Below are 22,214 nucleotides of genomic sequence, written 5' to 3'. Positions count from 1 at the left end.
ATACCGGTCAGGGTCCGTTCATCGCGGAAAACCGCTTGGCTATCTCCTCGTCGGAGGCCTCTCCGCCAGTCTCTCGGGCGGGGTCATCGCCTGCAGGGTCGACCGTGTCGGCCCCTGTCTCGGGGCTGGACTCACCGGCGGAATTGCCGCTGTCAGGGCTTGCTGTGCCACCGTCGTCGGTGTCCTCGAGGGTCAGCGAGGCCGTGCCCTGGGCCACGTCGGTGTCGCTGGCGGTCGACCGCCGGGTCGGCACGAGGTGTTCCACGTCGATCTCCTCGAGCAGGGTCTCGTCGAAGATCTGCTCGAAGGTCAACTGGAGTTGCTGGCTGTGTTCGGTCGGGTCGAGGTGGAAGTGAGCGACAGCACCGACCGAGTTGAGGCGGCCAGCGAGGACGTGGCAGAACTTGAAGACGACTTCGGGGTCGTTCGCGGCCAGGAGGTCGCTCAGGGAGTCGAAGCAGACCGATATCTCGTAGCCAGCGTTCGTCCATACCTTGCAGAACCGGCTTATCTTCTGGCCGAGGCTCTGGAGGTCGCCCGGGTCCGCGACGGTGTCCTCGACGAGTGGTTCGTCGAAATCGGGCTCGCCGGCACCGACGGCGCGTATCGTCTCGCCGACGATGATGACCCCGCGTTTCGCGGGTTGGCGACCGCCCGAGAGCGACGCGAAGTCGACGCTGTCGGTCACGTCCTGCGGGAACGTCACGGTGAGTTCGGCCCGGCGGGCCGCCTCACAGACGTGCATCAACTCGTCGCAGTGCTCGCCGGACTCCGATGCCGTCGTCTCGTCGAGCAGGAGAACTGTTCGTCCAGCCGCTGTCGTCCCGTCGTCCATCATACCTGACACCCAACCCCCCTCGGTTCACCGACCGAGGGTATTGCATCCATCGTTGAATTCCTCACTATTAATTATTTCTGGCCGGTCAGCAGCCGTCGAGCAGGTCGGCGATCTCCTCGTCGGAGGCCTCGGTGACCTCGTCGGGGCGGTCGTAGTCGCCATCGCCGACGATCGAGTACTGTGCCTCCTCGCCCCAGCCGTCGGTGAGCGCGGCGATGTCGTCGTCGGTGGCCTGGGCGAACTCCTCGATGGCGTCGGCGTCCGTGGTCTCACCGATGGTCTCGTCGAATATCGACTGGAAGGTGGCGACCGTCTCGTCGTCGTGTGCGTCCGGGTCGAGGTGGAAGTGCGCCAGCGCGCCGACCGAACGGAGACGGCTGTTGAGGACGTGGCAGAACTGGAAGACGGCCTCGGTGCTCGCGTGCTCGAGTAACTCGGTCAGCGAGTCGAAACACACCACGATGTCGAACTGCTGGCGGTCCCACTGCTCGCAGAACCGGCTGATGGAGGTCCCGATGGCCTGCAGGTTGCCCGGGTCCTCGACGGCGTCCATCGGCACGGGGGCCGAGAAATCGGGGCTGCTCGAGGCGGCAGAGCGCATCACGTCGCCGACCGAGATGACACCCTTCTTCGCCGGCTGGCTGGACGAGAGGCTCCCGAAGCCGGTCTTCTCCGTCTGTGCCTTCGGGAACGAGACCGTCAGCTCCGCACGAGTGTCGGTCGCGCTCGCGTCGAGCAGGTCACCACAGTACTCCTGTTCGTGCTCGCGGTCGGTCAGCAACACGTTCCCAGTGTCCCCGATGGTTTCGATTCCAGTCATGATGGTGGAGGGCCGGTTTCCTGCCGCCGGACCCCGGTGTTATCGAACGGGATGGCAGGATTACTCTTGATAGTTTTGGCCAATTGAAAGGTTCGTAATGAGCGTTGTGGCCCCTCTCGCCGGCGCAAACGGTGATTTCCGCAGTCACGGGCCGTCAGACAGAAGTACACCGAGTCGGTCGACCACGGTTTCGACGTGCTCGCGCGAGGGGTCGTCCGGGGGGAGCGCGAGTCGCGTCGGCCGGTCGGGGCCGAGGCTATCGAGTGCCTTCCCGAGGAGCCCCCGCGACTCCGGCCACTTTAGCACCAGCTCGTCGGTCTCGTGGTCGATGGTCGCCCCTTCGAGGTGGGAGAGGCTGAAACACGCGTTCCCGACGCAGAGGCTCGGAGGGTCGAGGGCGACCGTGGTTGTCTCGTCACCCCACTCGATTCGGTCCGCCGGAAGCACGGCAGCTGGGTGGCCGGCGAGTGCCCCAGCGACGTGCTCGGCGACAGATTCGCCCCAGATGACCATGTCGCTATGGTCCGGAACGTACCGCAGGACCGTCTCGCCCGCCCTCTCGACGACGAGCGTGTCGAGCGTCACGAAGCGATGCCACGTCTTCAGGTCGAGCAGGGCGTCGAGGGCGGGCGCACAGTCGGGGAGGTTCCCACGATACTGCCGTCTGGCCGACTCGCTCCCAGGTGACGTGAACTCGGTACGAAACCGGTCGAAGGCATCAGGATGGTCGGCTCGCAGACCGTCCTCGTCTTGGAGGACGACCCGAACCGCGTCACCGGCCTCCAGGGTTGCCCGAACTGACTCGTTCGCGGCGTCACGTTCGTCCGCAGTCCGGTCCGCTTCCCACCCGAGGACGACGACGTGGGTGGGCGTCACAGCTCCTGGTCTTTCAACTCGATGTCCGCGACGACCTCGTAGGGGTGTTTCTCCTTGCGGACCCCGTCGAGGATGGTGAAGGCGTCACCGGGCGTGAGGAAGTGCGTACAGACGACGCGGCCGAGGTCGGTCGGCGCGAAGCCGTCGATGAAGTCGTATTCTAACAGCTTCCCGATGGCGTGTTTCGTCGGAATCTCGCCGAGCATCCGGTCGTTGAGCTTCTTGGCCTTCTTGCCCGCGACGGTGATGTTCGCCAGCGTCTCCTCGATGGCGGCGTCCTCGTCGTACCGGGTGATGACCGGCTCCATCTGGCCCTTGAGCAGCTTGAACGCGACCTCGTCCTCGGTCATCTCCATGGAGTTGTGGTAGCTGCAGTCAGGTTCGACCAGCATGTACACCTTCCCGCGGTCGTGGTAGTCCGGACGACCCGCCCGGCCGAGCATCTGGCTGAACTCCTGCACGGAGAGCCACTCGATACCCATCGCGAGCGAGTCGAAGACGACCTGCGAGGCCGGGAAGTCGACACCGGCGGCGAGTGCGGCGGTCGTGATGACCGCGGCGATGTCCTGGTTGCCGAACATGCGCTCGACCTTCTTCCGGCGGCCGTAGTCCAGCCCGGCGTGGTAGGGCGCGGCCTGGTACTCCATCTTCCGGGCGATCTCGTGACAGCGCCGGCGGGAGTTGGTGAACACGATGGTCTGGCCGCGATAGCCCTTCGAGGATTTCCGGTCGAACTCGCGTTTCACCAGCCGGTTGATGATGCGCGGCTTCTCCTGCCCACCGGCGAAGGTGACGTGGCGCTCGATGGGGACCGGACGCTCCTCGAACTCGATGAGCTTCGCGCGGAGCTTCTGGGCGAGTTCGGAGGGGTTGCCGACGGTCGCCGAGAGGTACACCCACTGGGCCCCGCCGTAGTCCTGGCGCTGGCTCTTGCGCCTGTCGCTGTAGTACTTGAGCCGGGAGATGAGCCCGTCGAGGCGGTGGCCCCGACCGTCTTCCTTGAGCGTGTGGACCTCGTCGATGACGACGGTCCCGATGTCGCCGAGGTCCTTGCCGGTACGAAGCGCGTGGTCGATACCCTCGTAGGTGCCGACGATGACGTCGGCCGAGGGGTCGAAGCGCGACCCGTTGGAGGCGACGCGGCTCGCACCAACGCGGATGGTCACGTCGACCATGTCGCCGTAGCGCTCCTCGAAGTCCTCGTGCTTCTGGTTGGCGAGGGCGACGAGGGGCACCAGGAAGAGCATCTTGCCCTTCCCGTTGAGGACGTTGTTGATGCCGGCGAGTTCGCCGATGAGGGTCTTCCCGGTCGCGGTCGCGCTCACCACGAGCTGGTCGTCACCGTCGAAGAGGCCGTTGTCGACGGCCAGACTCTGGACCGGGAGCAGGGTGTCGAAGCGGTCTTCGAGCATCCCCTGCAGCCCGGGATGGAGGTTCAGCGTGTCGGTCCGGACGAGCTCGATGTCGTCGGTCGTCGAGGAGATCTCGTCGAACTTCGTGAGGTCGGGGTCGAGTTCGCCCTTGAGCAGGTTCTTGATCTTCTCGATGTCCTGCACCTCGAGCATCAGCTCCTCGAGGCGGTCCTGTGCAGCCCCGGTGAACTCGCCGTGGTAGGCGAGTTCCTGTTCGAGTTCGGTGACCGCACAGTCGACGCAGATGTAGTCCTGCCCGGACTTGACCGCGGAGTCTGCAGTGATCGGGGAGTAGCGCCCGTCGGAGGCGCAGTAGCGACAGGTCCGGACCACCTTCGCGTCCAGCTGGTAGCCACCGAGCATCTCGCGAAGCTCGTCGCGAGCCGGTTTCGTGGTCTGCTCGGAGATGCGGATACGGGTCGCTCGGCGGGCTATCTCGACGAACTCGTCGGGGCTGCGTGGCTCCTCGGACGAGCCGCGGATGACCCGGAAGCGGCCGGGACGGGGCCCGGCGTTGGTCTCTTTGAGCTCCAGCTTCGCGCGGAAGACGCGTTTGCCGTCGCGCACCACGACGGCGAGGTAGGTGTCTCCGGTCTGGTGGAGGAACAACGTGTCGACGCGCTGGACCTGTTTAGACACGGCTGGCGATACGTGAGTGGGGTATTTCAGGGTTCTGCGTTCCGCCCGCCCCGGGTCAGTCCCGGTTGACCGCGGCGGGCTGTCGGCTCGCCTCCGCCTCGACCTCGACGTCTTCGGTGACGATGAGGTCGGTGAAGGGGACCGATGGGTCGTAGAGGCGCAGGTACGCACGGTAGGTCACTGCGACCTCGGTGGCCTCCGCGGCGGTCTGGCGGTCGTCGAACCGGAGCCCCTGCAGTGGGGCCGGGGGCTCGCCGGTCTTCGCACAGACTACGTGGTACGGGCCACCCGGGGCGTGGAGGGCATCCAGGTGGGCTCGAATCTCGCCGAACCCGTCGCGATAGCGTGCCATCAGTCGTGTCGAAGACCTATGAATAAAAAATCGTTATGGATTGCGCGAGATACTGCCGAGACCGCTACTCTGTTTTTAGGTCGCCCGAAAGTGGTTGGATTCGAGACAATTGGGGGCGCTGCGGACCGAATCGGCACTCTTTTAGGACGGCCTAAAATAGTGGCGGGTATGACCGACCCCGCCGAGCGCCTCCCGACCGCTCGCCGAACCGTCGCCGACCTCGCCAGCGACGACGGCGGTTTCATCGTCGCCTGTTCGACCACCGGCCACCGACCCGAGCCCGCCACCGGTGCCCGGTTCGACTCCCGCGCCGATGCCCAGAAGGCCGCCGACGCGACCCGGGAGTACCAGGCCGCGATGTGCGAACTCGACCCCGAGCATCCGACCTACCACCCGACCGTCTACGAGGACGACGACACGCCCCTGCACGTCGCGACGACCCGCTCCCGCACGAAGGGGATGCGCTCGAACGGCCTCCCGAGAACCCAGGAATCGGTGACGCTGAGCAACGGCCGCGACGGCGAGTGGATACAGATGGAGAACGCGCCGCTCATCCACCTCTCGCGCGACGACGGACCCTTCGACGACGACGTGGTGGCGCGACAACTGGACGCGAAGCTCTCGGACTGAGATCCGGTCGAGAAACGGAGTCGTCGACCGTTACTTCTCGGTCTCGTCGTCCGGTTCGGCCGTCCCGAAGATGCCACGGAACAGGCCGACGGCGGCGCGAGACCGGGTCGTGCGAGGCTGATTGGCGCTTGATTGGCGCTTGCTCATGTGTTTTAGGCCGGCCTAAAAAGACAAAAGTGTACCGGAACCTGGGCTGAGAGGACTACTCCAGCAGTTCTATCTCGTCGTCCCCGTTCGGGACCGCACAGAGGAACGCGCCCTGCGTGTCGCTGTCGTTGCGATACCAGTGGACGGTCCCGGCGGGGATGAGCAGCGAGTCGCCGGCCTCGACGCGGTACTCCTCGTCGCCGATTCCGACCACGTACTCGCCCTCGAGCACGTACTGCTCGTGTTCGACCGCGTTGGTGTGCTTCGGGACCTCGGTTCCGGGGTCGAGCGTGAACCGCCGGATGGCGAAGTGCGGGGCACCCTGCTCTTCGGAGACCAGCACGCCCTTGCGCAGGCCAGCGGCGGCATCCACGTCCTCGTAGTCGATGTCTGCGGCGCGTCGCACGAGTGGTTCGGGGTCGCTCATGCCCGACGGTAGGGCCACTGGCTACAAAAACGGCCTCCCTTTTAATACCGTCCCGCGGCTACTGTCTCCCATGCGAAGTTTCCGTATCGGGTCGCTCTTCGGCATCCCGATCAAGCTGGACCTGACGTTCCTGCTGGTACTTCCCCTGTTCGCCTACCTCATCGGTGACCGTGTGGCGGCGGTCGCCGACCTGATGAACCAGGTGTTCGGTGCGGGCCTCCCCATCGGCCCGCTCACGTCCGGGCCGACCCCCTGGATCGTCGGCTCGGCCGCAGCCATCGGCCTGTTCGTGGGGGTCGTCCTGCACGAACTCGGGCACTCCCTCGTCGCGATGCGGTACGGCTACCCCATCGACTCCATCACGCTGTGGATATTCGGGGGTATCGCCTCGCTCTCGGAGATGCCCGAGGACTGGAAGGAGGAACTCCAGATAGCCATCGCCGGGCCCATCGTGTCCGTACTGGTCGGCGTCGCCTCCGCGGTCGCGTTCGTCGCGCTCCCGTCTGGCTACCCCGCGCCACGGTTCGTCGTGGGCTACCTCGCACTGATGAACATCTCGCTCGCCGTGTTCAACATGCTCCCCGGCTTCCCCATGGACGGTGGCCGGGTGCTCCGTGCACTGCTCGCACGCCGCCGCCCGTACGCCAGAGCGACGCAGATTGCGGCCGAGGTCGGCAAGCTGTTCGCCCTGCTGCTCGGCCTGTTCGGCCTGTTCACCTTCCAGATACTGCTCATCGGTATCGCCTTCTTCGTCTACATCGGGGCGTCCTCCGAGGCCCAGCAGGTCGTGATGAAGGCGGCGTTCCAGAACGTCACCGTCCGCGACATCATGACCCCCTGGGACCGCCTCAACACCATCGAGCGCGAGGAGAGCGTGGCGACGCTCATCCAGCGCATGTTCCAGGAGCGCCACACCGGCTACCCGGTGCTGGAGAACGGCACCCTCGTCGGCCTGGTGACGCTCGAAGACGCCCGCAGCGTCCCGTCGGTCGAACGCGACGCCTACCTCGTCGAGGAGATCATGACCACGGAACTCGTCACCATCGACCCCGAGGCCGACGCGATGGAAGCCCTCCAGACCATGCAAGAGAAAGGGGTCGGCCGACTGCTGGTCACCGACTACCACGGTGACCTGGTGGGCCTCATCTCCCGCTCGGACCTCATGACGGCGTTCAACATCATCCAGGAGAGCGGCTCGGCGAACCCGGCGACGCGGGCCGGGACGGCTGACTGAGGGCTGCTGATAGTTTATAGCCTATTTGGGCAGAAATTCGGTATCGAGATGGATGCAGACGATACCAGCAAGAGCCGGCTCTGCCCGAGGTGTGGACGCGAATTCGAGACCGAACGGGGCGTACGAGTACACCACTGGCGAGCTCACGGCGACCGTCTCCCGAATCGAGAGTGTGACCTGTGTGAATCAGATTTTTATTCCGAACACGAGCGAAAGTACTGTTCTGACGACTGTCGCCAGACAGGGTCCTCACGAAAGGGACCCAAGAACCCGAACTACAGGGATGCCACGCGAGAAGCGACGTGTCGAATCTGTAGTTCGAGTTTCGAGTACTATCCCAGCGAGAAGTCGGGTCTCTACTGCCCGGATTGTGTCGAGGAAGGAGAGTGGCGAACAGCCCCGTCTTTGGAGGGTACGGACAATCCCCGGTGGAACGGCGGCAGACGCGAGGTCAAATGTACCGTGTGCGGAGCGGAAGTGCTGAGATACCCGAGCGAGATCGGGGACGTGACGCTCTGTGGTGAAGAGTGCAGAAGCGAGTGGCTCTCGAACCGAAACTCCGGTTCCGGCCACCCAAACTGGAAAGGTGGAGACATCGGCCCGTACGGAAATGGGTGGGCGCGAGTACGTAAACAGGCACTCGAACGCGACGACTACTGCTGTGTCATCTGTGGAACGACGAACGAGAAACTCGGGCGAAATCCAGACATCCATCACCTCGTGCCCGTCCGAATGTTCGCCGAGTCTGTCGGATTTGACGTCGAAGATGCGCACGAGCTGACCAACGTCGTCTCCCTTTGCCCGGGCTGTCACAGGAAAGCTGACTCTGGGAAGATTACGTGGGCCGAACTGCGGAACGCGACTGCCGGGATATAGTAAAAAATTCTATGTTTTGGAACGAGTGCGTCCCCAAAATCTCCCAACAGAGCCGTAAACTACTTTCTACGGTTGTTGTTTCTTGTAAGAATTATGAAGGGTCCAGGTGCGAGAATCGAACCCGCGTCTCAGCCTCCACAAGGCTGAAGGATAGTCCACTACCCCAACCCGGACACTGTGTGCAGTCACAGGTAATCCAGCAGCGTAAAAATACGTTACGACTCGGCCTCCCCACGACAGACAGACACACGCGCGGCGAGACCGGGGCGTTTTTGCCCGCCACGGCGTTATCCATCTCCAAGCGTGGCCATCACGGACAAGATATACGTCAAGAACCACCGCCAGCTCAGCTCCCAGCTGGACACGAACATCCCGAAGGGGGCGTTCAAGGGGGCGACGCTGGACATCCTGTTCAACGGTGGGGACAGCCTCGACAAGCTGGACGAGACGACGCGGGAGCGGGTGCTCGACTTCGCGAAGGACTTCATGGACTGTGGCTGTGACAACGCGCCGTACTGTGGGCACCCGGAGCGGAAGTTCATCGATTACCTGCTCGAACTGCGGGCACAGGGGCTGAACCCGGGAGCCATCGTCGACGTGATGGGCGACGATTACATGGTGTACGCCTACGAGGGCGACATCCTCTCGTTCCTCGACGACGGGGTCCGGACGCTGGAGGCGATGGAGGAACTGGCTCGCGTCGACGGGAACGAGGAGATGCGTCGGCGGGCGAAACAGACGAAGGACGAACTCTCCGGCTAGGGCGTCGAGAACTCAGTCGCGGATGCGGTAGGTCGAGTCTTCGTCGCGGTCCGTCTCGTTCCCGAGGTCGAGGTCTTCGAGGTGGATGACCTCCTCACTGTCCTCTGCGTCTTCGAGGGCCTCGCGGAGGTGGGTGACGTACTGTTTGTACTCGTCGAGCTGTTCGCGGAGGTGGTCGGCCTCGAGTTCGAGGCGTTCGTGCTCGCGGACGAAGCTCTTGGGGACTTCGACCTTCGGTGGCCACTCGTCGTCGCTCCCACTGATGTCGCGCTCCGGCATCTCGTGTTCCGGGAGCACCTCGACCTGGCCGTCGTGGGCGACCAGCATATCGACGTAGTCGCGGAAGACCGCCGAGAGGGAGATGTCGCGTTCCGCCGCGATCTCCTGGAGCGTGTCGAAGGCGTCCTCGTTCACGCGAAAGGAGATGGTCTTGTTCTTGTTGCCCATGTTGTGGTAGGTTAGGGAAGCGGACGTACTTGAAGTTTCGTCAGACGATTGTCGAAACCGGCGGCTCTCGGGGTGTCACGCCGGGCGAAAAAAGCGTACTCGGTCTCGGAGCCGCTCAGACCGCGGCTTCCGCTTCGTCTTCTTCCTCGTCGTCACCGCTGACGCCGTCCATGCTCTCCAGTGCCTGGATCACTTCGTCCCGGTACATGCCCAGCATGTCGGGGTCGTAGTGCTCGCGGGCCATGGCGGCGTACTCGTTGGTCTCGTCGTCGAACGCCTCGATACGGTCGAGGGTGCGTTCGGCGGCTTCGACGACCCAGCGGTTGCGGGTGGCCTCGTCCACCGGCGTGATGGACTCCGGCCGCAGAGAGACGTTGACGTTGCCGTCGTCGGTCTCGAACGTGCGCGGCTTGCCCACGACGGAGACGTAGGCAGGCGGTTCGGTCTCGCGCAGGAACGAGGCCGCTTCGGGCTGGTACTGGCCAGCGTACACGAAGAACGTGCCCGTGGGGTCGACCACGCGGCCACGCCAGTACTCCGAGTCGTCACCGATGTCCTCGGTCTCGGTGAGGGTGCCGACGACGAACACGCGGTTGGCGCGGTCGCCCGTCGGCAGGAGCGCGAAGTTGGGGGCGCGCTCGTCGTCGGATTCCTTGAACGTGTACGTCGCGTCGTTGAACTCGCGTGCGAAGACGCGCTTTGCGACTTCGCGGGTGGGTGCCTGACTCATGTCACATCGACCTCGCGCGGATGAGAGCCGCTTCTCCACTCGGACTGTCCGTCAGCTCTTCGAGGTCGTCGACCAGGACGTACCGGCCGAAGGTTGGGCCTTCGACGCGGTAGTACGTGCCCATGATCGAGTCGCGAATCTCGTCCGCGACGACCGTGGTGTCGAGTGCGTCCATGGCCATCTGCTTGGCCTCGTCGAGGGTGATGCCCGCGACGGACTCGGTCGCGTCCTTGTCGAAGATGACCTCGTGGGCGTCGATGCCGTCGTCGACGACGGCCTTGATGCGGAGGTCGAACTCGCCTTCGCCCTCGCCGTGTTCGGCACAGCGGCCGTTCTGGAGGACGCGGGTGCAGTCCTCCTCGGGACAGCGCTTGATGAGGCCGCTCCCGGACTGGATGTCCACGAGCGCGCCTTCGACGGTCGTCGAGTCGTCGCCGACCTCGACCTCCTCGTCGAGTTCCTCGATGCCGGTCGTGCGGTTGAGCTTGACCGAGAAGTTGCCCTCGTACTCGTCGGTGATGACGTTGCTGAGGTGGTAGGACTTGCCCTCCTCCAGCTCGGGCAGTTCCGAGGTGGTGAAGGAGATGAACTTCTTCGTCCCGGACTCGTCGCCGAGCAGGCCGACCTGCGCGACGGCGTCGGAGCGGGGCTCCCAGAGCTGGGTGACCTTCGCGGTCACGTCGATCCACTGCTCGTCCTGGTCGATGTCACCGAGGAGCATCTCGTCGTTGGCACCGCCGCTGCCGAGCTCGTCGCGGTCCATGCCCGCCTCGTCGAGGTAGTGGGTACGGACGCTACGGGTAGCCTCGTCCATGGGGACCTTGAACTCGTTGATGAGCCGGTCGAGACGCTCTTCGATGTCGTCGACGGACACGTCGATGTCGTGCCCGGAGAACTGTTCGTGTATGTCTTCCGCGTGCTGGCGCACATCAGTCATGGTCTCTCTGTCTCCGCGTGTGTTTCGGTGGGAGACGTACCGATGTTGGTGCGCGATAGTATTTAAACTGTCCCAAGGGCAGTGAAAGTGAAACTGCCACCCCTCTCTCAGCCGTCTCCGGGGTAGCCCCGAACCCGGTCCGCGGCGACGCGCAGGAGCGTGAACAGCAGGTACAGCAAGACCGCGGAGACGAGGAACCACTCGACGGCGTCGGTTGGAGTCGTCACGGTGCCGCCCCGGTTGAACCACGTCGAGAACGCGGCCATGGCGACAGCCGTGGCGAGCCGGGTCCGGCTGCGGATGGTGGAAGAGGTGGCGACGGGCATCCCGTGCGACAGTTCGGAGACGACGCACTTCGGTCCACCGCCCGGCTGTGCTGTTGGCCCCCGTCCCCACCGACGTACCTTAGTGCCCTGCGCCGCTACGATTCGACAACAATGCGACCGTTCGTGCCCGGGGGGTGCCCCCGGTGAGCGACCAGAACGACGGCGTCGGCCGGTTCATCCGCAAGACGTTCCGCTCGGCCGGCCGGCAGTACGCCAAGACCCGCCAGAACTTCACGACGGGAAGACAGGTGAGCAAGCTCCCCCGCGACGAGTACGGGCGGGCCAGAATCGTCTGCCGGCGCTACGCCGAGAAGCGCGCCGTCCTGCTGAGCGAGGCCGGGGTGCCGGAGTGCTTCGACCCGGAGAACCCCGACTGCCAGGGCTGCCTGGAGGACATCCAGGAGGGGCAGATAGAGACGTGGTGACGACAGTCGCGCTGGTGCTCGCCGGGGGAACCGGAACCAGGCTCTACCCCGCGAGCCGAAGCGACCGCCCCAAGCAGTTCCACGCCTTCGGCGGCGACGACTCCCTGCTCGCCCGGACCGTCTCGCGTGCCGGCTTCGCCGACGAGACGTACGTCCTCACGGGGGCGGACTACGCCGAGCAGGTCCGCGAGCACGCGCCGAGTGCGGGCGTGCTCGTCGAACCCGAACCCAGAGACACCGGCCCGGCACTGGCCTACGCGGCCCGCAGAATCCGCGAGCAGGTCGGCGACTGCGTCCTGCTGTGTCTCCCGAGCGACCACCACGTCACGGGCGACTTCGCGACGGTCGCGACCCGTGCCTGTCAGGTTGCAGTGGAAACCGGGGGGCTGGTGACGATGGGCGTGGAGCCGACCCGGCCCGCCACCGGGTACGGCTACATCGAACCCGGGCCGTTCACCGACGGCGCTGCCCCCATTCGGCAGTTCCGCGAGAAACCCGATTCCGAGACCGCCGAGACGTTCGTCGCGGACGGTTTCCTGTGGAACGCCGGCATCTTCGCGTGGACGCCCGACGCCTTCCTTCGCGAGTGCGAGGGGACCCCACTGGAACCGATCGCGACGGCCGAGGATGCGGAAACGGGCTTCGAGCGTGCCGAGTCGGTCAGCGTGGACTACGCCGTCCTCGAACGCACCGACGACGCGTACGTCGTCCCGGCCGACTTCGAGTGGGACGACCTCGGCTCGTGGGACGCGTTCGAGCGCCTGCTGGAGGGGGAGAACGCGGTGTTGGGCGACGCGCTGGAAATCGATTCCAGCGGGAACGTCGTCGCCAGCGACGGCAAACACGTCTCGCTGGTCGGTGTCGACGACCTGGTCGTCGCGGCCTACGACGACCGGGTGCTCGTGGTGCCGAAATCGGACGCACAGCGAGTGCGGGAGGTCGTTTCGGAACTCCGCGAGCAAGAGCGGTTCTGAGTGCTGGTCTGGTTTCTCCTTAGCTCCGCGTCCGGCCGCCGTCGACCGGGAGCGACGTCCCGGTGACGAAGCTCGCTTTCTCCGAGGCGAGGAACGCCACCACGTCACCGAGTTCCATCGGGTCGCCGATTCGGTTCATGGGGATGTCGGCGGACCAGTCAGCCAGCCCCTCCTCGTAGCTGTCGTACTCGCCGCGCTCCATCGACTGTTCGATGAGTTCCTTGATTCGGCTCGTCTCGTGGGCCCCGGGCATGACGACGTTCGCACGCACGTCGGGTGCCCACTCGCGGGCGACGGTGTCCACCAGGCCGACGACGGCCCGGCGGACCGCGTTCGAGAGCACGAGGCCGTCGATGGCCTCGACGACGCTGGTCGAGGTGATGGCGACCCAGCTCCCCGAGTCGCTCTCCGCCAGGTGGGGATACGCCTCTTTGAGCGTCCAGACCGCGCTCATCACGAGCAGGTCGTAGGCCGCATAGAAGTCCTTCTCCGTCATGTCGAGGAACGGGCCCGACGGCGGGCCGCCCGCCGAGGTGACGAGGTGGTCGAGGCTCCCGAACGCCTCGACGGTCGTCTCGACGATGTCGGCGACGTCGTCGGGGTCGGTGATGTCGGCCTGGCGGGCGAGCACCTCGCCGAAGCCATAGTTCTCTATCTCCTCGGCCGCTGCGTCGAGGCGGTCGCGGTCGCGCCCACAGATGGTCACGTTCGCGCCCTCGCGGGCGAGTGCCTTCGCGCTCGCGAGCCCGAGACCGGACGAACTCGCCGTTACCAGTGCGGTCTCTCCTTCGAGGTTCAGGTCCATGCAGGGGTAGTGGAGCCCATCACCCTAAGTTCCTGAGTTACGCACCACGTCTGCCTCTACCATGGCGACCGAGATGGGCAGCCCGAACGTCCCCTCGTCCGTGATGGGGAACTCGACGACCGACGCGACGGCGTCGGTGTTCAGCGGCCCGTAGATGTGCGGGAAACCGTTCTCGTAGCGGATGTCCGCGTCGACCTTCGACTCGTCGATACAGACGAGCAGGCAGTCGTCCGGGAAGTCGTTCTCGGGGTGGTTCGCCACGTCCTCGACCTGCTCCGGTTTCGAGCAGTGGATGAACCCCTCGTCGTCGAGGCTCGCGGGGCGATACTCGTCGGTGTCGTCGTCCCAGTCGGATTCGGGGACGATGTGCAGGATGAGACCCATACCTGAGAGAGCGACTCGACGGCCTAATCGGTGTCCTTCTGCCGGCGGACCTGGACGGTCCCGTCCGTGGTGACGCTGATGAGCAGGTCGTCGCCGATCTCTCGGCCGTCGACAGCGTCGCCGGCAGCGTCGTTGACGACCTTCATCAGGTCGGGTGCAGCGTAGGGGACCTTCACGTCGACCGCGTCACAGGCGTCGTACACCTGCTGGGGCACGTCGTAGAGGTCCGACCCGGCCTCGACCGTGATGCGGACCGGCGCGGCCAGCGCGTCCGCGAACGCGACCGTCTCGCGGGCTTTCGCGACGTTGTCGCGGGCGGTCGATTCCACGCTGGAGATGTTCGCACGTGAGGTGCCGAGACGCTCGGCGATGGCGGCCTGTGCGAAGCCGCGTTCCCGGAGCGCGAGCACCTCGGCCTGTCGGCGGGTCAGGACGCTCTCGGCGGCGGAGAACCCCGTCTCGTCGAGGATGTCGTCTACGTCGGGCAACTCGTCGGCCATATGGCGGCGTAGGAACCGCCACGCGAAAAAGGGTCGGTGGACTGTCCGTGGGTGCGGTTCGCAGGGCTGGGGCGGCTACTTGCCCCAGAAGTTGTCGCGGCTGCCGAGGCGTTCACGGGAGGCGCGACCACTCTTGTTCCGCCGGGAGGTGCGAGGCTCTTGTTCCTCTTCGTCCTCGTCTTCGTCCTCCATCGGGAGCCGCTCGACCTCTTCGGCCTGCGCGTGGTTGTTGTAGACCTTGGTTACCTCGACCTTGGCCCGGGCCTCCGGGAGGACGCCGTCGACGAAGATGATGAAGCCCTCGTCGGTGCGGCCGATACCAGCACCGGACTCGTGGATGTCCGTCACGTCGACGACGATCTGCTCGCCGGGCTTGACCGGCTGGGTCTTCAGGTCCGAGATCGGCTGGTCGTAGTTCTTGCACCACTCCATCCCCCCGCGGTCCCCGTAATGGGCACAGCCCATCCCGGCGATACGTTCTTCGAATCTGGGGCAGTCGTCCGCGAGTGGACAGTCCGACATGGACACGACTAACGAGGCAGACATCTAAACGCTTGCGCCTTCCCTGAATCAGCCGAACTGTCTCGCCCGGTTTCGTATGTGATGACGGCACATACTGGCCCCACGTCCACCGCCGGTGCCCGCGAGCGACACCGTTTCACGTCTCCCGTCCCGAGTGCCGGTATGACCCGTCGGGTCCCCGAAGCCGCCATCGTCGTCGGTGTGCTGTTCGCGACGACGTGGCTCGTCTTCCCCGTCCTCGTCGGCGAGGTCGACCTCGTCACCGACCCCGCCTCGTTCCTCGGGTACATCGGTGTCGCGGCCGCCCTGTTCTACCCGTTTGCGGCCTACACCGTCGTCCGTGCCGACGACCCGGACGAGACCATCCTGCCCCGGCCCGTGCTCGCGGTCGCGACGGCCATCGGCCTGCTCTGTGTCGCGGTCGGGCTCCTCGGCGGCGACCCCCTGCTCGGGCTGGTCGTCGGCCTGGGCGTCGCCGTCCCGGCTGCGGCCTACGCTGTCGCCTTCGACGCCGTCTCACCGCCCCCGGTTCCCACGCTCGTCGCCGGTGCCGGCGTCGGCTTCGCCGGGCTCGCCGGTGGTCTCGCGTTCGGTCAGCCCTGGCTCGGGTGCCTGTCCGCCCTGTTCGCGTTCCTGCCGGCACTCGGAACCTACGACCACCTGACGAGCGAGCGCCTCCCGACGCGGGGCGTGCTCGGAGCGACCGTGCTGGTCGCGCTGGTCGTCGGGGGACTCGGGCTCGGCGTCGGCGCTTCTCTCACTGCGACGATGGCCGCCGTGCTGACGGTCGCGTTCGGCGGTATCGTGGCGGCGCGGGTGGCCGGTGTCCCGCCGCGTGGGGCGTTCTGAACGGAGCGCGACCGAACTGGCCCGTCTACACAACTACCACGACTGCAGCCCCACGACTGCAAGCCTCTGCTCACTCCGCGGGTTCCAGCGCCCAGCTCGCACCGAGCACGAACCCGACGAGCAACACCAGTATCCCGAGTCCGGCGAGGAGGTCTGTCGTGTTCGTCCAGACGAAGCCGCCGAAGACGAGGAGCAGGAGACCGAGTCGATATCGGTCGTCGGGCATGTGAGGGACAACAGACGGCTGCCAGAAAAGCGTTCTTCGGACGCCAGATTACGCCAGCGGCGTCCGCTCCACGACCTGCCCGTCGTACGTCGGGTACTGCTCGACGATTTCGCCGTCGTCGACGTCGCCGTCCTCGATCATCTCTTCGAGCAGCCACCAGGCGACCTCGACGTGGTTCTCCTTGACCGTGTAGAACTCCTCGGGGACGCCCAGCGCCTCGAACACGGCGGGGTCGGTGTAGGTCTTCCCGTAGACGAGGGTTCCGTCGTCGCTCACGTCGTCGAACTCGCGGCGGACGTTCCGGGCCATGCGCTTCAGCCGCCGGCGGTGCTGGGCGGCGTCCTTGAAGACGCTGGTGCAGAAGTAGACGCGCTCGTGGTCACCCATCACGTCGAGGATGGCATCGCGGGAGCCGTCGACCGCGGACATGTGGCCCTCCTTCAGCTCGAAGCCTTCCTCCTGCATCCGGCGGTAGTTCCCGTCGGACATCTCGAACTCGTTGATGTTACAGAACTCGGCGGCCCCCTCGTCGAGGAACTCGAGGAACTCCTTCTCGGGGCGGATCCCGGGAATCTCGAAGGCGGGGGTCAGCCCCTCCTCGCGGGCGATGTAGAGTATCTCCTCCCACTCGGTGCCGTGCATGTCGCCCCACAACTCGAGGGGTGGGTGGAAGCGAATCTCGTCGAGGCCGGCCTCCGAGAGGCGGCGCATGTTCTCGCGGCCGCCGGTGATGCCGGTGTAGAGGTGGGTGTGGTGGTCCTCGCCGAACTCGTCTTTCAGCAGGGAGAGGTAGTGACAGGTGCGGTCCAGCGCCTCCTGGGGTTCGCCGCCGGTGATGGAGGTGCCCAGGGCGTCCATGCGCTTGGCCTCGGTGATGACGTCCTCGTCGGACTCGACGAGGCGCTCGTTGGCGTAGACGTCGGTGACGTTCTTGCGGTTCTCACCGAGCGGGCAGTAGAAGCAGTCGCGCTGGTCACAGTAGCCGTAGACGAACATGACCATCTTTCCGCCTTCCGCGCACTGCTCACAGCCCTTGGAGATCATTCGTTGTACGGTATAATCGGGCCGAACGGGAAAAAGCGTGCGAAATGGAGACGGCGTGGCTCGGGGGTGCATGGCACGTTCGCGACCGGTGCAGTGCGACGGGTGTAGTCGGCACTCCCGACCACCTCGCCCGATGAGGGTTCTGCCCCTTCTTCGTGCTAGCCTTCCTCTAGCACGGTATGGCAACTGACCTGCCGCGCCCGCCCGAGCGACCCCGTTTCACCCTCGACCGCGGGGTCGAACTGTCGGAGACAGTCATGCGTGGGGTCGAGTTCGTGGCCGCGCTCGTGCTCGTCTTCCTGTTCGCCGTCGGCGTGCTCGACCTCGGGATGCAGATCGCTGGCTCGGTGGGCACCGGGGACATCACCGACCCACTCGTGGTGGTCGGCTTCATCGACACCGCGCTGTTGCTGTTCATCATCGTCGAGGTGTACCAGACGGTGCTCGCGTACACCAGAGAGACCCAGACGACGGAGATCGTCCGGCTCGTCGTCTACACCGGCGTCATCGCGATGGTCCGGAAGATAATCGTCTTCCGCACCGACGTCTACCCGAGCAAGACCGACGCGCTCCTCACGGCTGCGGCCTACACCGTGGTGCTCGTCGGGCTCGGCGTCCTGCTGTACATCGAGCGCCGGAGCGCCGCGACGACAGAAGCAGCGTCGGTCGAGTCAGAGTAGGTCGTCGGTCTCGACGACCTCGGCGAACTCGCCCGAGAGGTGCGCCAGGGCGGCCCGATGGTTCTCCTCGGCCGAGAGGTGCCCGCCGCCCGGAATCGCCCGGTCGAAGGTCGCGGTAGCGTCGGACACCAGCACGGGCTCGAATCCCAGATTCTCGGCCATCCGGGTCGTCGTCGAGACGCAGTGGTCGGTGGTGAGCCCGCAGATGACCACCCGGCCGTGGGGCGTCTCGCGAAGCCAGGATTCCAAATCGGTCCCGATGAAGGCGCTGTTGACCGTCTTCGCGAACACCGGTTCCTCGCCCGCGGGTTCCAGACCCTCCTTGAATTCGTTCCCGGCGGTGTCGGGCCGCAGGGGCGAGCCGTCCTCGGTCGAGTCGTGTTTCGCGTGGGCGACCGGCCAGCCGCGCTCGCGCCAGGTCTCCAGGAGCCGTTGCATGTTCTCCTCGGCGTCGGGCGTCGAGCGCTCATCGCCCCAGCCCGGCTCGTCGAAGCCGCACTGGGCGTCGATGACGAGCAGAGCGTCGGGTCGCGCCGACCGCTCGTCCTCGCTCACGCCCGAACCTCCAGCGGGCACTCCTCGAGTTCCTCCTCACCGTCCGGCAGCATGTACTGCTTCCACTCGTGACTCGTGTCGTCCTCCCACTCGCCGAGGTGGGCGTGCGGGCAGACCGAATCGTAGTCCTCCAGGCGACCCTGGATGACCTCGCGGGCGCGCTGTCCGGCTTCGGTGTCGCCGGTGACGCCCTCGAAGACGGCCCGGGGCTGGACCGTCACCTCGAGCCCGTGCGGGTTGTGGCGGCTGTGGCGTCGCTCGTAGCTCGGGGCCCGGACCGTCGGGAAGATGGGGTGCCCGCCGAAGCAGTACTCGAACTGGTGGTGGTCCGGGTCGGTCGGGAACTCGTCGGGCCAGGCCTCCGGGTCGTTGTCGTGCAGGAACTGCAGGACGTGCCAGTAGCGCTCGTACCACTCCGCCTCGGAGAGTTCGGTCCCGTCGTGCTGGAAGAACGCGACCAGCGAGGTCCGCGGCGAGTGGTGTTCGTACGTGTTCAGGAACGCCAGCATCACGTCACGGAAGTGCAGCAGCGATTCGTCGTCAAGGCCGGGCACGAACGTGTACAGCGCCCAGCCCTTCTCCTCGGAGTCGACGCCGAAGTAACAGGGGAACGGCGTGCCGTTCCGCTCGCCGAGGATGGCGCTCCGGAACTCCTCGTAGTGCTCGACCGCCCAGTCCGGCAGGGTACCCGCGTCGAGGCGCTGGTGGAGGCGCTCCTGGTCGAACAGGCGTGTGAGGTCGGTCCCAGTCAGCTGGTCCGACCCGCTGGTGACGACCCGTCTACTCATGCACCAGAGTTAGCGCGCAGCGGTTAGTACGCCACGGTTGCTTCCCAGCGCCTGAGAGATCAGGGTCGTCCCACACGACCGACGAACGGCTCTTACTCTCCGGCGGCGTACGGGTTCCATGGACGTCCACCCCCTCCGGTTCGGTTCGATTCGCGTGAAGGAGGCGCACTACCGCGGCCGCGGCCAGTCCCGGGCCGTGCGGACGTTGCGCTGGGCGCTCGACCCGAACTTCCACGACCCGTTGCCCATCCTCGGCTGGGTCATCGACCACCCCGAGGGTCCCATCGTCGTCGACACGGGCGAACGCGCGGCGGCCTCGCTCTCCAGCTACTACCCCCCGCTGGCGCGCTGGTTCTACCGGTGGCAGTTCCAGGTCGACGTGGCTCCCGAGGACGAACTCGACCCACAGCTCCGGCGGCTGGGGTTCGACCCCGACGACGTGGCCACGGTCGTCCTGACCCACGCACACTTCGACCACGTCGACGGCCTGTGCGACGTCCCCGACGCCGAGGTGGTCTGCTCGCGGCGCGAGTACGAGGACGCGATGGCTGGCGGCGCGCGCTACGGAACCTTGCGGGAGCACCTCCCGGCGAACTTCGCCCCGACGTGTATCACCTTCGACGGTCCCGAAATCGGTCCCTTCTCGGCGTCACACCATCTCGCCCATGGCGTGTTCCTCGTCCCGACACCGGGACACACCCACGGCCACCTGTCGGTCGTGGTCGACACCGGCGACGGCGAACTGTTCCTGGCCGGTGACGCCGCCTTCGACCAGCAGAGCCTGCTGGCCCGGCAGGTCGACGGCGTGGCGATGGACGCCGACACCCACCGCGAGACCCAGCGACGCATCCTCCGGTTCGTTGCGGAGCGTCCGACCGTGGTCCTGCCCTCGCACGACCCGGACGCGCCGCGCCGACTCCGCGAGCACGAGTTCTGCCGGGTCCCGCCCGACGCGATGCCAGCAACCAAAAGCACTTGAACGGCAACGGCGAACCCACGCACTGAATGCTGCTCGTGCTGTGCGTCGACCTCGACGACGACATCGGTCGCAAGACAGGGACGCGGACCCCTGTCGTCGGCCGAGAGAACGTCGAGGAAGCCGCCGTCGCCCTGGCGACCGCCGACCCCGAGGACTCCGACGTGAACGTCCTCTTCCAGGGCATCAACCTGCTCGACACCATCCACGACGAGGCGGTCGAGGTGGCGGCCGTCACCGGGAACGAGAAAAGCGACGTGAGCGCCAACCGGAAGGTCGGCGAGGAGGTCGACGAGGTGCTGGCGGGCCTCTCTACGAGCGAGGAGGTCACCGCGCTCATCGTCACCGACGGGGCCCAGGACGAGTCCGTCATCCCCGTCATCCGGTCCCGCGTGAAGGTCGACGGGGTCCGCCGGGTCGTCGTCCGGCAGGCCCAGGACCTCGAATCGATGTACTACACCATGAAGCAGGTGCTCAACGACCCCGAGACCCGCGGGACCTTGCTCGTCCCCATCGGTATCCTCCTGCTGGTGTATCCCCTCGCCATCGCGGCGACGTTCATGGACGTGACCGTCGGGAGCGTCCTCGGGCTGGCGTCGGCCCTGCTCGGGTTCTACCTGCTCTCGCGCGGCCTCGGTCTCGGCGAGAAGCTCGACTCGACGTTCGAGCGCGTCCGGAACAGCCTCTATGCGGGCCGGATGACCCTGCTCTCGTACGTCGTCGCGGCTGCCCTCCTCGTCGTCGGGGGCGTCGGTGGCGTGGAGTACCTGAGTGTCGCACAGGCCGAGACCGGGACGGGTCTCTCGGCGTCACAGGTGCTCGCCGCACTCACGTTCGGCTCGGTCCGCTGGTTCGCCGCCGCCGGCGTCACGACCAGTCTCGGGCAGATAACGGACGAGTACATCGCCGACACCCTCGAATGGCGCTATCTCAACGCACCTTTCTACGTCGTCGCGATGGGCGCGGTGCTTCACGCCGTCTCGGCGTTCTTCCTCGGGCTGATGAGCCTCTCGAACCTCGCGGCGGTCCTGACGGGCGGGACGCTCCTGGGGCTGGTCAGCACGCTCGCCTTCGCCATCGCGGAGACGCACTTCTCGGAAGGGGCGGAGACGGACGCTGAAACCGGCTGAAAACGAATTCGTCTATCCTACCGCTCTCGCACGACCACGAACCGCGCCAGGTCGCGCAGGTACTCGCTGGCCTCCGAGTCGCCCGTATCGACCTTCGAGAGCGCCTCAAGCGCGGCCTCGGCTTCGGCCTCGGCGCGCTCGTTCGCCTCCTCGGGCGTGAGCTCGGTCACCTGCACCACGGACGGACGGTCCATCTCGGCGTCCTGCCCGGTCGGCTTCCCGAGGTCGTCGGCGTCCGCGGTCTCGTCGAGGACGTCGTCGCGGATCTGGAAGGCGATACCGACGCGCTCGGCGTACTCGCCGAGTGCCTCGATGGTGTAGGCGTCCGCGCCCGCGGCCACCGCGCCCAACTCCGCAGCGGCCCGGAACAGCGCGCCCGTCTTCCGCCGGGCGAGCTCCATGTACTCGCGCTCGTTCGTCGGCTGGGCGGCGATCTCCGTCGCCTCGCCCTCGCCGAGTTCGACCATCGCCTCGGCGACGATCTGCATCGCCTGCGGGTCCGAGGAGAACAGCGCGAACGCCTCGCCCAGCAGCCCGTCGGAGGCGATTATCGCGGGGCCGTAACCGTACTCGGCCCACGCCGCGGCGGTCCCGCGGCGGATGTCGGACTGGTCGATGATGTCGTCGACGACCAGCGACGCGTTGTGCACGAGTTCGATACCGACGCCGAAGTCCACGGCGTCCTCCGCGTCGCCACCGGCCGTCTCGCAGGCCAGGACGGTCACGGTCGGTCTGACTCGCTTGCCGCCCGAGAGCGAGACGTGTCGTAGCTCGTCGGCCAGCTCGCCGGGCTCGACGGCGTCGAGCACCTCCACTAACCGGTCGTCGACCAGCCCACGCCGGCGCTCCAGGAACTCCATCACCGACCGCTTAGGAACGCCCCAAAAAGTAGGTGACGGAACG

29 protein-coding genes and 1 tRNA gene are annotated in these 22,214 nt (G+C 66.2%); 10 read left to right on the top strand and 20 right to left on the bottom strand.

Translation table 11 applies throughout. The features are described from left to right. Window positions 1-7 precede the first annotated feature (7 nt). The 5 genes from ACSC1S_RS15625 to ACSC1S_RS15605 form a co-directional block, all read right to left on the bottom strand. The gene (locus ACSC1S_RS15625) at window positions 8-838 is read right to left on the bottom strand and encodes a DUF7504 family protein (RefSeq protein WP_435365103.1); all 831 of its coding nucleotides are present in this window, start codon (window positions 836-838) and stop codon (window positions 8-10) included. An 85-nt stretch (window positions 839-923) separates the two neighbouring features. Next, a complete protein-coding gene (locus ACSC1S_RS15620) occupies window positions 924-1,658 on the bottom strand; it encodes a DUF7504 family protein (protein WP_435365102.1) in 735 nt (244 codons plus the stop codon). Window positions 1,659-1,802: 144 nt separating this feature from the next. Beyond that, window positions 1,803-2,534, bottom strand: coding sequence for a hypothetical protein (locus tag ACSC1S_RS15615; protein WP_435365101.1), 732 nt, complete (start codon window positions 2,532-2,534; stop codon window positions 1,803-1,805). Then, entirely contained in the window at window positions 2,531-4,585 is a 2,055-nt protein-coding gene (locus ACSC1S_RS15610) for a DEAD/DEAH box helicase (RefSeq protein WP_435365100.1), read from the bottom strand. Before ACSC1S_RS15610 ends, ACSC1S_RS15615 begins: the two co-directional genes overlap by 4 nt. 55 nt (window positions 4,586-4,640) lie before the next feature. Then, on the bottom strand, window positions 4,641-4,937 hold the full coding sequence (locus ACSC1S_RS15605; RefSeq protein ID WP_435365099.1) for a DUF7552 domain-containing protein: 297 nt from the start codon (window positions 4,935-4,937) through the stop codon (window positions 4,641-4,643). 168 nt (window positions 4,938-5,105) lie between these two features. On the opposite strand from ACSC1S_RS15605, the gene ACSC1S_RS15600 reads away from it, so the two are divergent. After that, window positions 5,106-5,567: a DUF7552 domain-containing protein gene (locus ACSC1S_RS15600; protein WP_435365098.1), complete on the top strand. Its 462-nt coding sequence runs from the start codon at window positions 5,106-5,108 to the stop codon at window positions 5,565-5,567. Window positions 5,568-5,769: 202 nt separating this feature from the next. On the opposite strand, the gene ACSC1S_RS15595 is transcribed toward ACSC1S_RS15600, so the two are convergent. Beyond that, the gene (locus tag ACSC1S_RS15595; RefSeq protein WP_435365097.1) at window positions 5,770-6,141 is read right to left on the bottom strand and encodes a cupin domain-containing protein; all 372 of its coding nucleotides are present in this window, start codon (window positions 6,139-6,141) and stop codon (window positions 5,770-5,772) included. Window positions 6,142-6,211: 70 nt separating this feature from the next. On the opposite strand from ACSC1S_RS15595, the gene ACSC1S_RS15590 reads away from it, so the two are divergent. Continuing rightward, window positions 6,212-7,375 carry a CBS domain-containing protein gene (locus ACSC1S_RS15590; protein ID WP_435365096.1) on the top strand — a complete coding sequence of 388 codons (1,164 nt, stop codon included), beginning with the start codon at window positions 6,212-6,214 and terminating at the stop codon, window positions 7,373-7,375. 507 nt (window positions 7,376-7,882) lie between these two features. Next, window positions 7,883-8,251: an HNH endonuclease gene (locus ACSC1S_RS15585; protein WP_435365095.1), complete on the top strand. Its 369-nt coding sequence runs from the start codon at window positions 7,883-7,885 to the stop codon at window positions 8,249-8,251. Window positions 8,252-8,351: 100 nt separating this feature from the next. On the opposite strand, the gene ACSC1S_RS15580 is transcribed toward ACSC1S_RS15585, so the two are convergent. Further along, window positions 8,352-8,424, bottom strand: a tRNA-His gene (locus tag ACSC1S_RS15580). A gap of 130 nt (window positions 8,425-8,554) precedes the next feature. Between ACSC1S_RS15580 and ACSC1S_RS15575 the strand changes: the two genes are divergently transcribed. Next, entirely contained in the window at window positions 8,555-9,013 is a 459-nt protein-coding gene (locus ACSC1S_RS15575; protein ID WP_435319746.1) for a DUF5814 domain-containing protein, read from the top strand. Window positions 9,014-9,025: 12 nt separating this feature from the next. Here the strand turns inward: ACSC1S_RS15575 and ACSC1S_RS15570 are convergent, their stop codons facing one another. The 4 genes from ACSC1S_RS15570 to ACSC1S_RS15555 form a co-directional block, all read right to left on the bottom strand. After that, window positions 9,026-9,460, bottom strand: a complete 435-nt coding sequence (locus ACSC1S_RS15570; protein WP_435365094.1) for a DUF8146 domain-containing protein — start codon at window positions 9,458-9,460, stop codon at window positions 9,026-9,028. Between the two features lie 115 nt (window positions 9,461-9,575). After that, window positions 9,576-10,190: an RPA family protein gene (locus ACSC1S_RS15565; protein WP_261648816.1), complete on the bottom strand. Its 615-nt coding sequence runs from the start codon at window positions 10,188-10,190 to the stop codon at window positions 9,576-9,578. Window position 10,191: 1 nt separating this feature from the next. Further along, window positions 10,192-11,127: a replication factor A gene (locus ACSC1S_RS15560; RefSeq protein WP_435319744.1), complete on the bottom strand. Its 936-nt coding sequence runs from the start codon at window positions 11,125-11,127 to the stop codon at window positions 10,192-10,194. 107 nt (window positions 11,128-11,234) lie between these two features. Continuing rightward, complete coding sequence (locus tag ACSC1S_RS15555; protein WP_435365093.1) at window positions 11,235-11,453, bottom strand: hypothetical protein; 219 nt, start codon at window positions 11,451-11,453, stop codon at window positions 11,235-11,237. 143 nt (window positions 11,454-11,596) lie between these two features. On the opposite strand from ACSC1S_RS15555, the gene ACSC1S_RS15550 reads away from it, so the two are divergent. Together ACSC1S_RS15550 and ACSC1S_RS15545 are read left to right on the top strand one after the other, a co-directional pair. After that, window positions 11,597-11,878 carry a DUF7091 family protein gene (locus tag ACSC1S_RS15550; protein WP_261648811.1) on the top strand — a complete coding sequence of 94 codons (282 nt, stop codon included), beginning with the start codon at window positions 11,597-11,599 and terminating at the stop codon, window positions 11,876-11,878. Then, complete coding sequence (locus ACSC1S_RS15545) at window positions 11,872-12,852, top strand: mannose-1-phosphate guanylyltransferase (protein ID WP_435365092.1); 981 nt, start codon at window positions 11,872-11,874, stop codon at window positions 12,850-12,852. The genes ACSC1S_RS15550 and ACSC1S_RS15545 overlap by 7 nt, the downstream gene beginning before the upstream one ends. A 19-nt stretch (window positions 12,853-12,871) precedes the next feature. Here the strand turns inward: ACSC1S_RS15545 and ACSC1S_RS15540 are convergent, their stop codons facing one another. From ACSC1S_RS15540 to ACSC1S_RS15525, 4 genes are all read right to left on the bottom strand, one after another. Then, the gene (locus ACSC1S_RS15540; RefSeq protein ID WP_435365091.1) at window positions 12,872-13,657 is read right to left on the bottom strand and encodes an SDR family oxidoreductase; all 786 of its coding nucleotides are present in this window, start codon (window positions 13,655-13,657) and stop codon (window positions 12,872-12,874) included. 24 nt (window positions 13,658-13,681) lie between these two features. Continuing rightward, a complete protein-coding gene (locus tag ACSC1S_RS15535; protein WP_261648805.1) occupies window positions 13,682-14,041 on the bottom strand; it encodes a DUF952 domain-containing protein in 360 nt (119 codons plus the stop codon). Between the two features lie 23 nt (window positions 14,042-14,064). Continuing rightward, window positions 14,065-14,541, bottom strand: coding sequence for a Tfx family DNA-binding protein (locus ACSC1S_RS15530; protein ID WP_435319740.1), 477 nt, complete (start codon window positions 14,539-14,541; stop codon window positions 14,065-14,067). A gap of 75 nt (window positions 14,542-14,616) precedes the next feature. Then, complete coding sequence (locus tag ACSC1S_RS15525; RefSeq protein WP_435319739.1) at window positions 14,617-15,063, bottom strand: TRAM domain-containing protein; 447 nt, start codon at window positions 15,061-15,063, stop codon at window positions 14,617-14,619. 162 nt (window positions 15,064-15,225) lie between these two features. Here ACSC1S_RS15525 and ACSC1S_RS15520 point away from each other — a divergent pair, with 162 nt between their 5' ends. Next, a complete protein-coding gene (locus ACSC1S_RS15520) occupies window positions 15,226-15,912 on the top strand; it encodes a hypothetical protein (protein WP_435365090.1) in 687 nt (228 codons plus the stop codon). Window positions 15,913-15,982: 70 nt separating this feature from the next. On the opposite strand, the gene ACSC1S_RS15515 is transcribed toward ACSC1S_RS15520, so the two are convergent. Both ACSC1S_RS15515 and ACSC1S_RS15510 read right to left on the bottom strand, forming a co-directional pair. Beyond that, the gene (locus ACSC1S_RS15515) at window positions 15,983-16,138 is read right to left on the bottom strand and encodes a hypothetical protein (protein ID WP_435365089.1); all 156 of its coding nucleotides are present in this window, start codon (window positions 16,136-16,138) and stop codon (window positions 15,983-15,985) included. 48 nt (window positions 16,139-16,186) lie between these two features. After that, window positions 16,187-17,182: a radical SAM protein gene (locus tag ACSC1S_RS15510; protein ID WP_261648799.1), complete on the bottom strand. Its 996-nt coding sequence runs from the start codon at window positions 17,180-17,182 to the stop codon at window positions 16,187-16,189. Between the two features lie 179 nt (window positions 17,183-17,361). Between ACSC1S_RS15510 and ACSC1S_RS15505 the strand changes: the two genes are divergently transcribed. After that, complete coding sequence (locus ACSC1S_RS15505) at window positions 17,362-17,862, top strand: phosphate-starvation-inducible PsiE family protein (protein ID WP_435319736.1); 501 nt, start codon at window positions 17,362-17,364, stop codon at window positions 17,860-17,862. Here ACSC1S_RS15505 and ACSC1S_RS15500 read toward each other — a convergent pair. Continuing rightward, on the bottom strand, window positions 17,854-18,417 hold the full coding sequence (locus tag ACSC1S_RS15500; protein WP_435365088.1) for a cysteine hydrolase family protein: 564 nt from the start codon (window positions 18,415-18,417) through the stop codon (window positions 17,854-17,856). The two genes, ACSC1S_RS15505 and ACSC1S_RS15500, sit on opposite strands and share 9 nt — an antisense overlap. Continuing rightward, a complete protein-coding gene (locus ACSC1S_RS15495; protein WP_435365530.1) occupies window positions 18,414-19,169 on the bottom strand; it encodes a YqcI/YcgG family protein in 756 nt (251 codons plus the stop codon). Before ACSC1S_RS15495 ends, ACSC1S_RS15500 begins: the two co-directional genes overlap by 4 nt. 154 nt (window positions 19,170-19,323) lie before the next feature. On the opposite strand from ACSC1S_RS15495, the gene ACSC1S_RS15490 reads away from it, so the two are divergent. Both ACSC1S_RS15490 and ACSC1S_RS15485 read left to right on the top strand, forming a co-directional pair. After that, a complete protein-coding gene (locus ACSC1S_RS15490; protein ID WP_435365087.1) occupies window positions 19,324-20,184 on the top strand; it encodes an N-acyl homoserine lactonase family protein in 861 nt (286 codons plus the stop codon). A 26-nt stretch (window positions 20,185-20,210) separates the two neighbouring features. Next, a complete protein-coding gene (locus ACSC1S_RS15485; RefSeq protein ID WP_435365086.1) occupies window positions 20,211-21,311 on the top strand; it encodes a DUF373 family protein in 1,101 nt (366 codons plus the stop codon). A gap of 17 nt (window positions 21,312-21,328) precedes the next feature. Here the strand turns inward: ACSC1S_RS15485 and ACSC1S_RS15480 are convergent, their stop codons facing one another. Further along, window positions 21,329-22,171, bottom strand: coding sequence for a polyprenyl synthetase family protein (locus tag ACSC1S_RS15480; protein WP_435319732.1), 843 nt, complete (start codon window positions 22,169-22,171; stop codon window positions 21,329-21,331). Window positions 22,172-22,214 lie beyond the last annotated feature (43 nt).

The organism is Haloarchaeobius pelagicus, from assembly GCF_051207375.1.
Lineage (GTDB): Archaea > Halobacteriota > Halobacteria > Halobacteriales > Natrialbaceae > Haloarchaeobius.
Note: the sequence above shows the minus strand (reverse complement) of the source record. Positions and strands in the feature narration are given on the sequence as shown.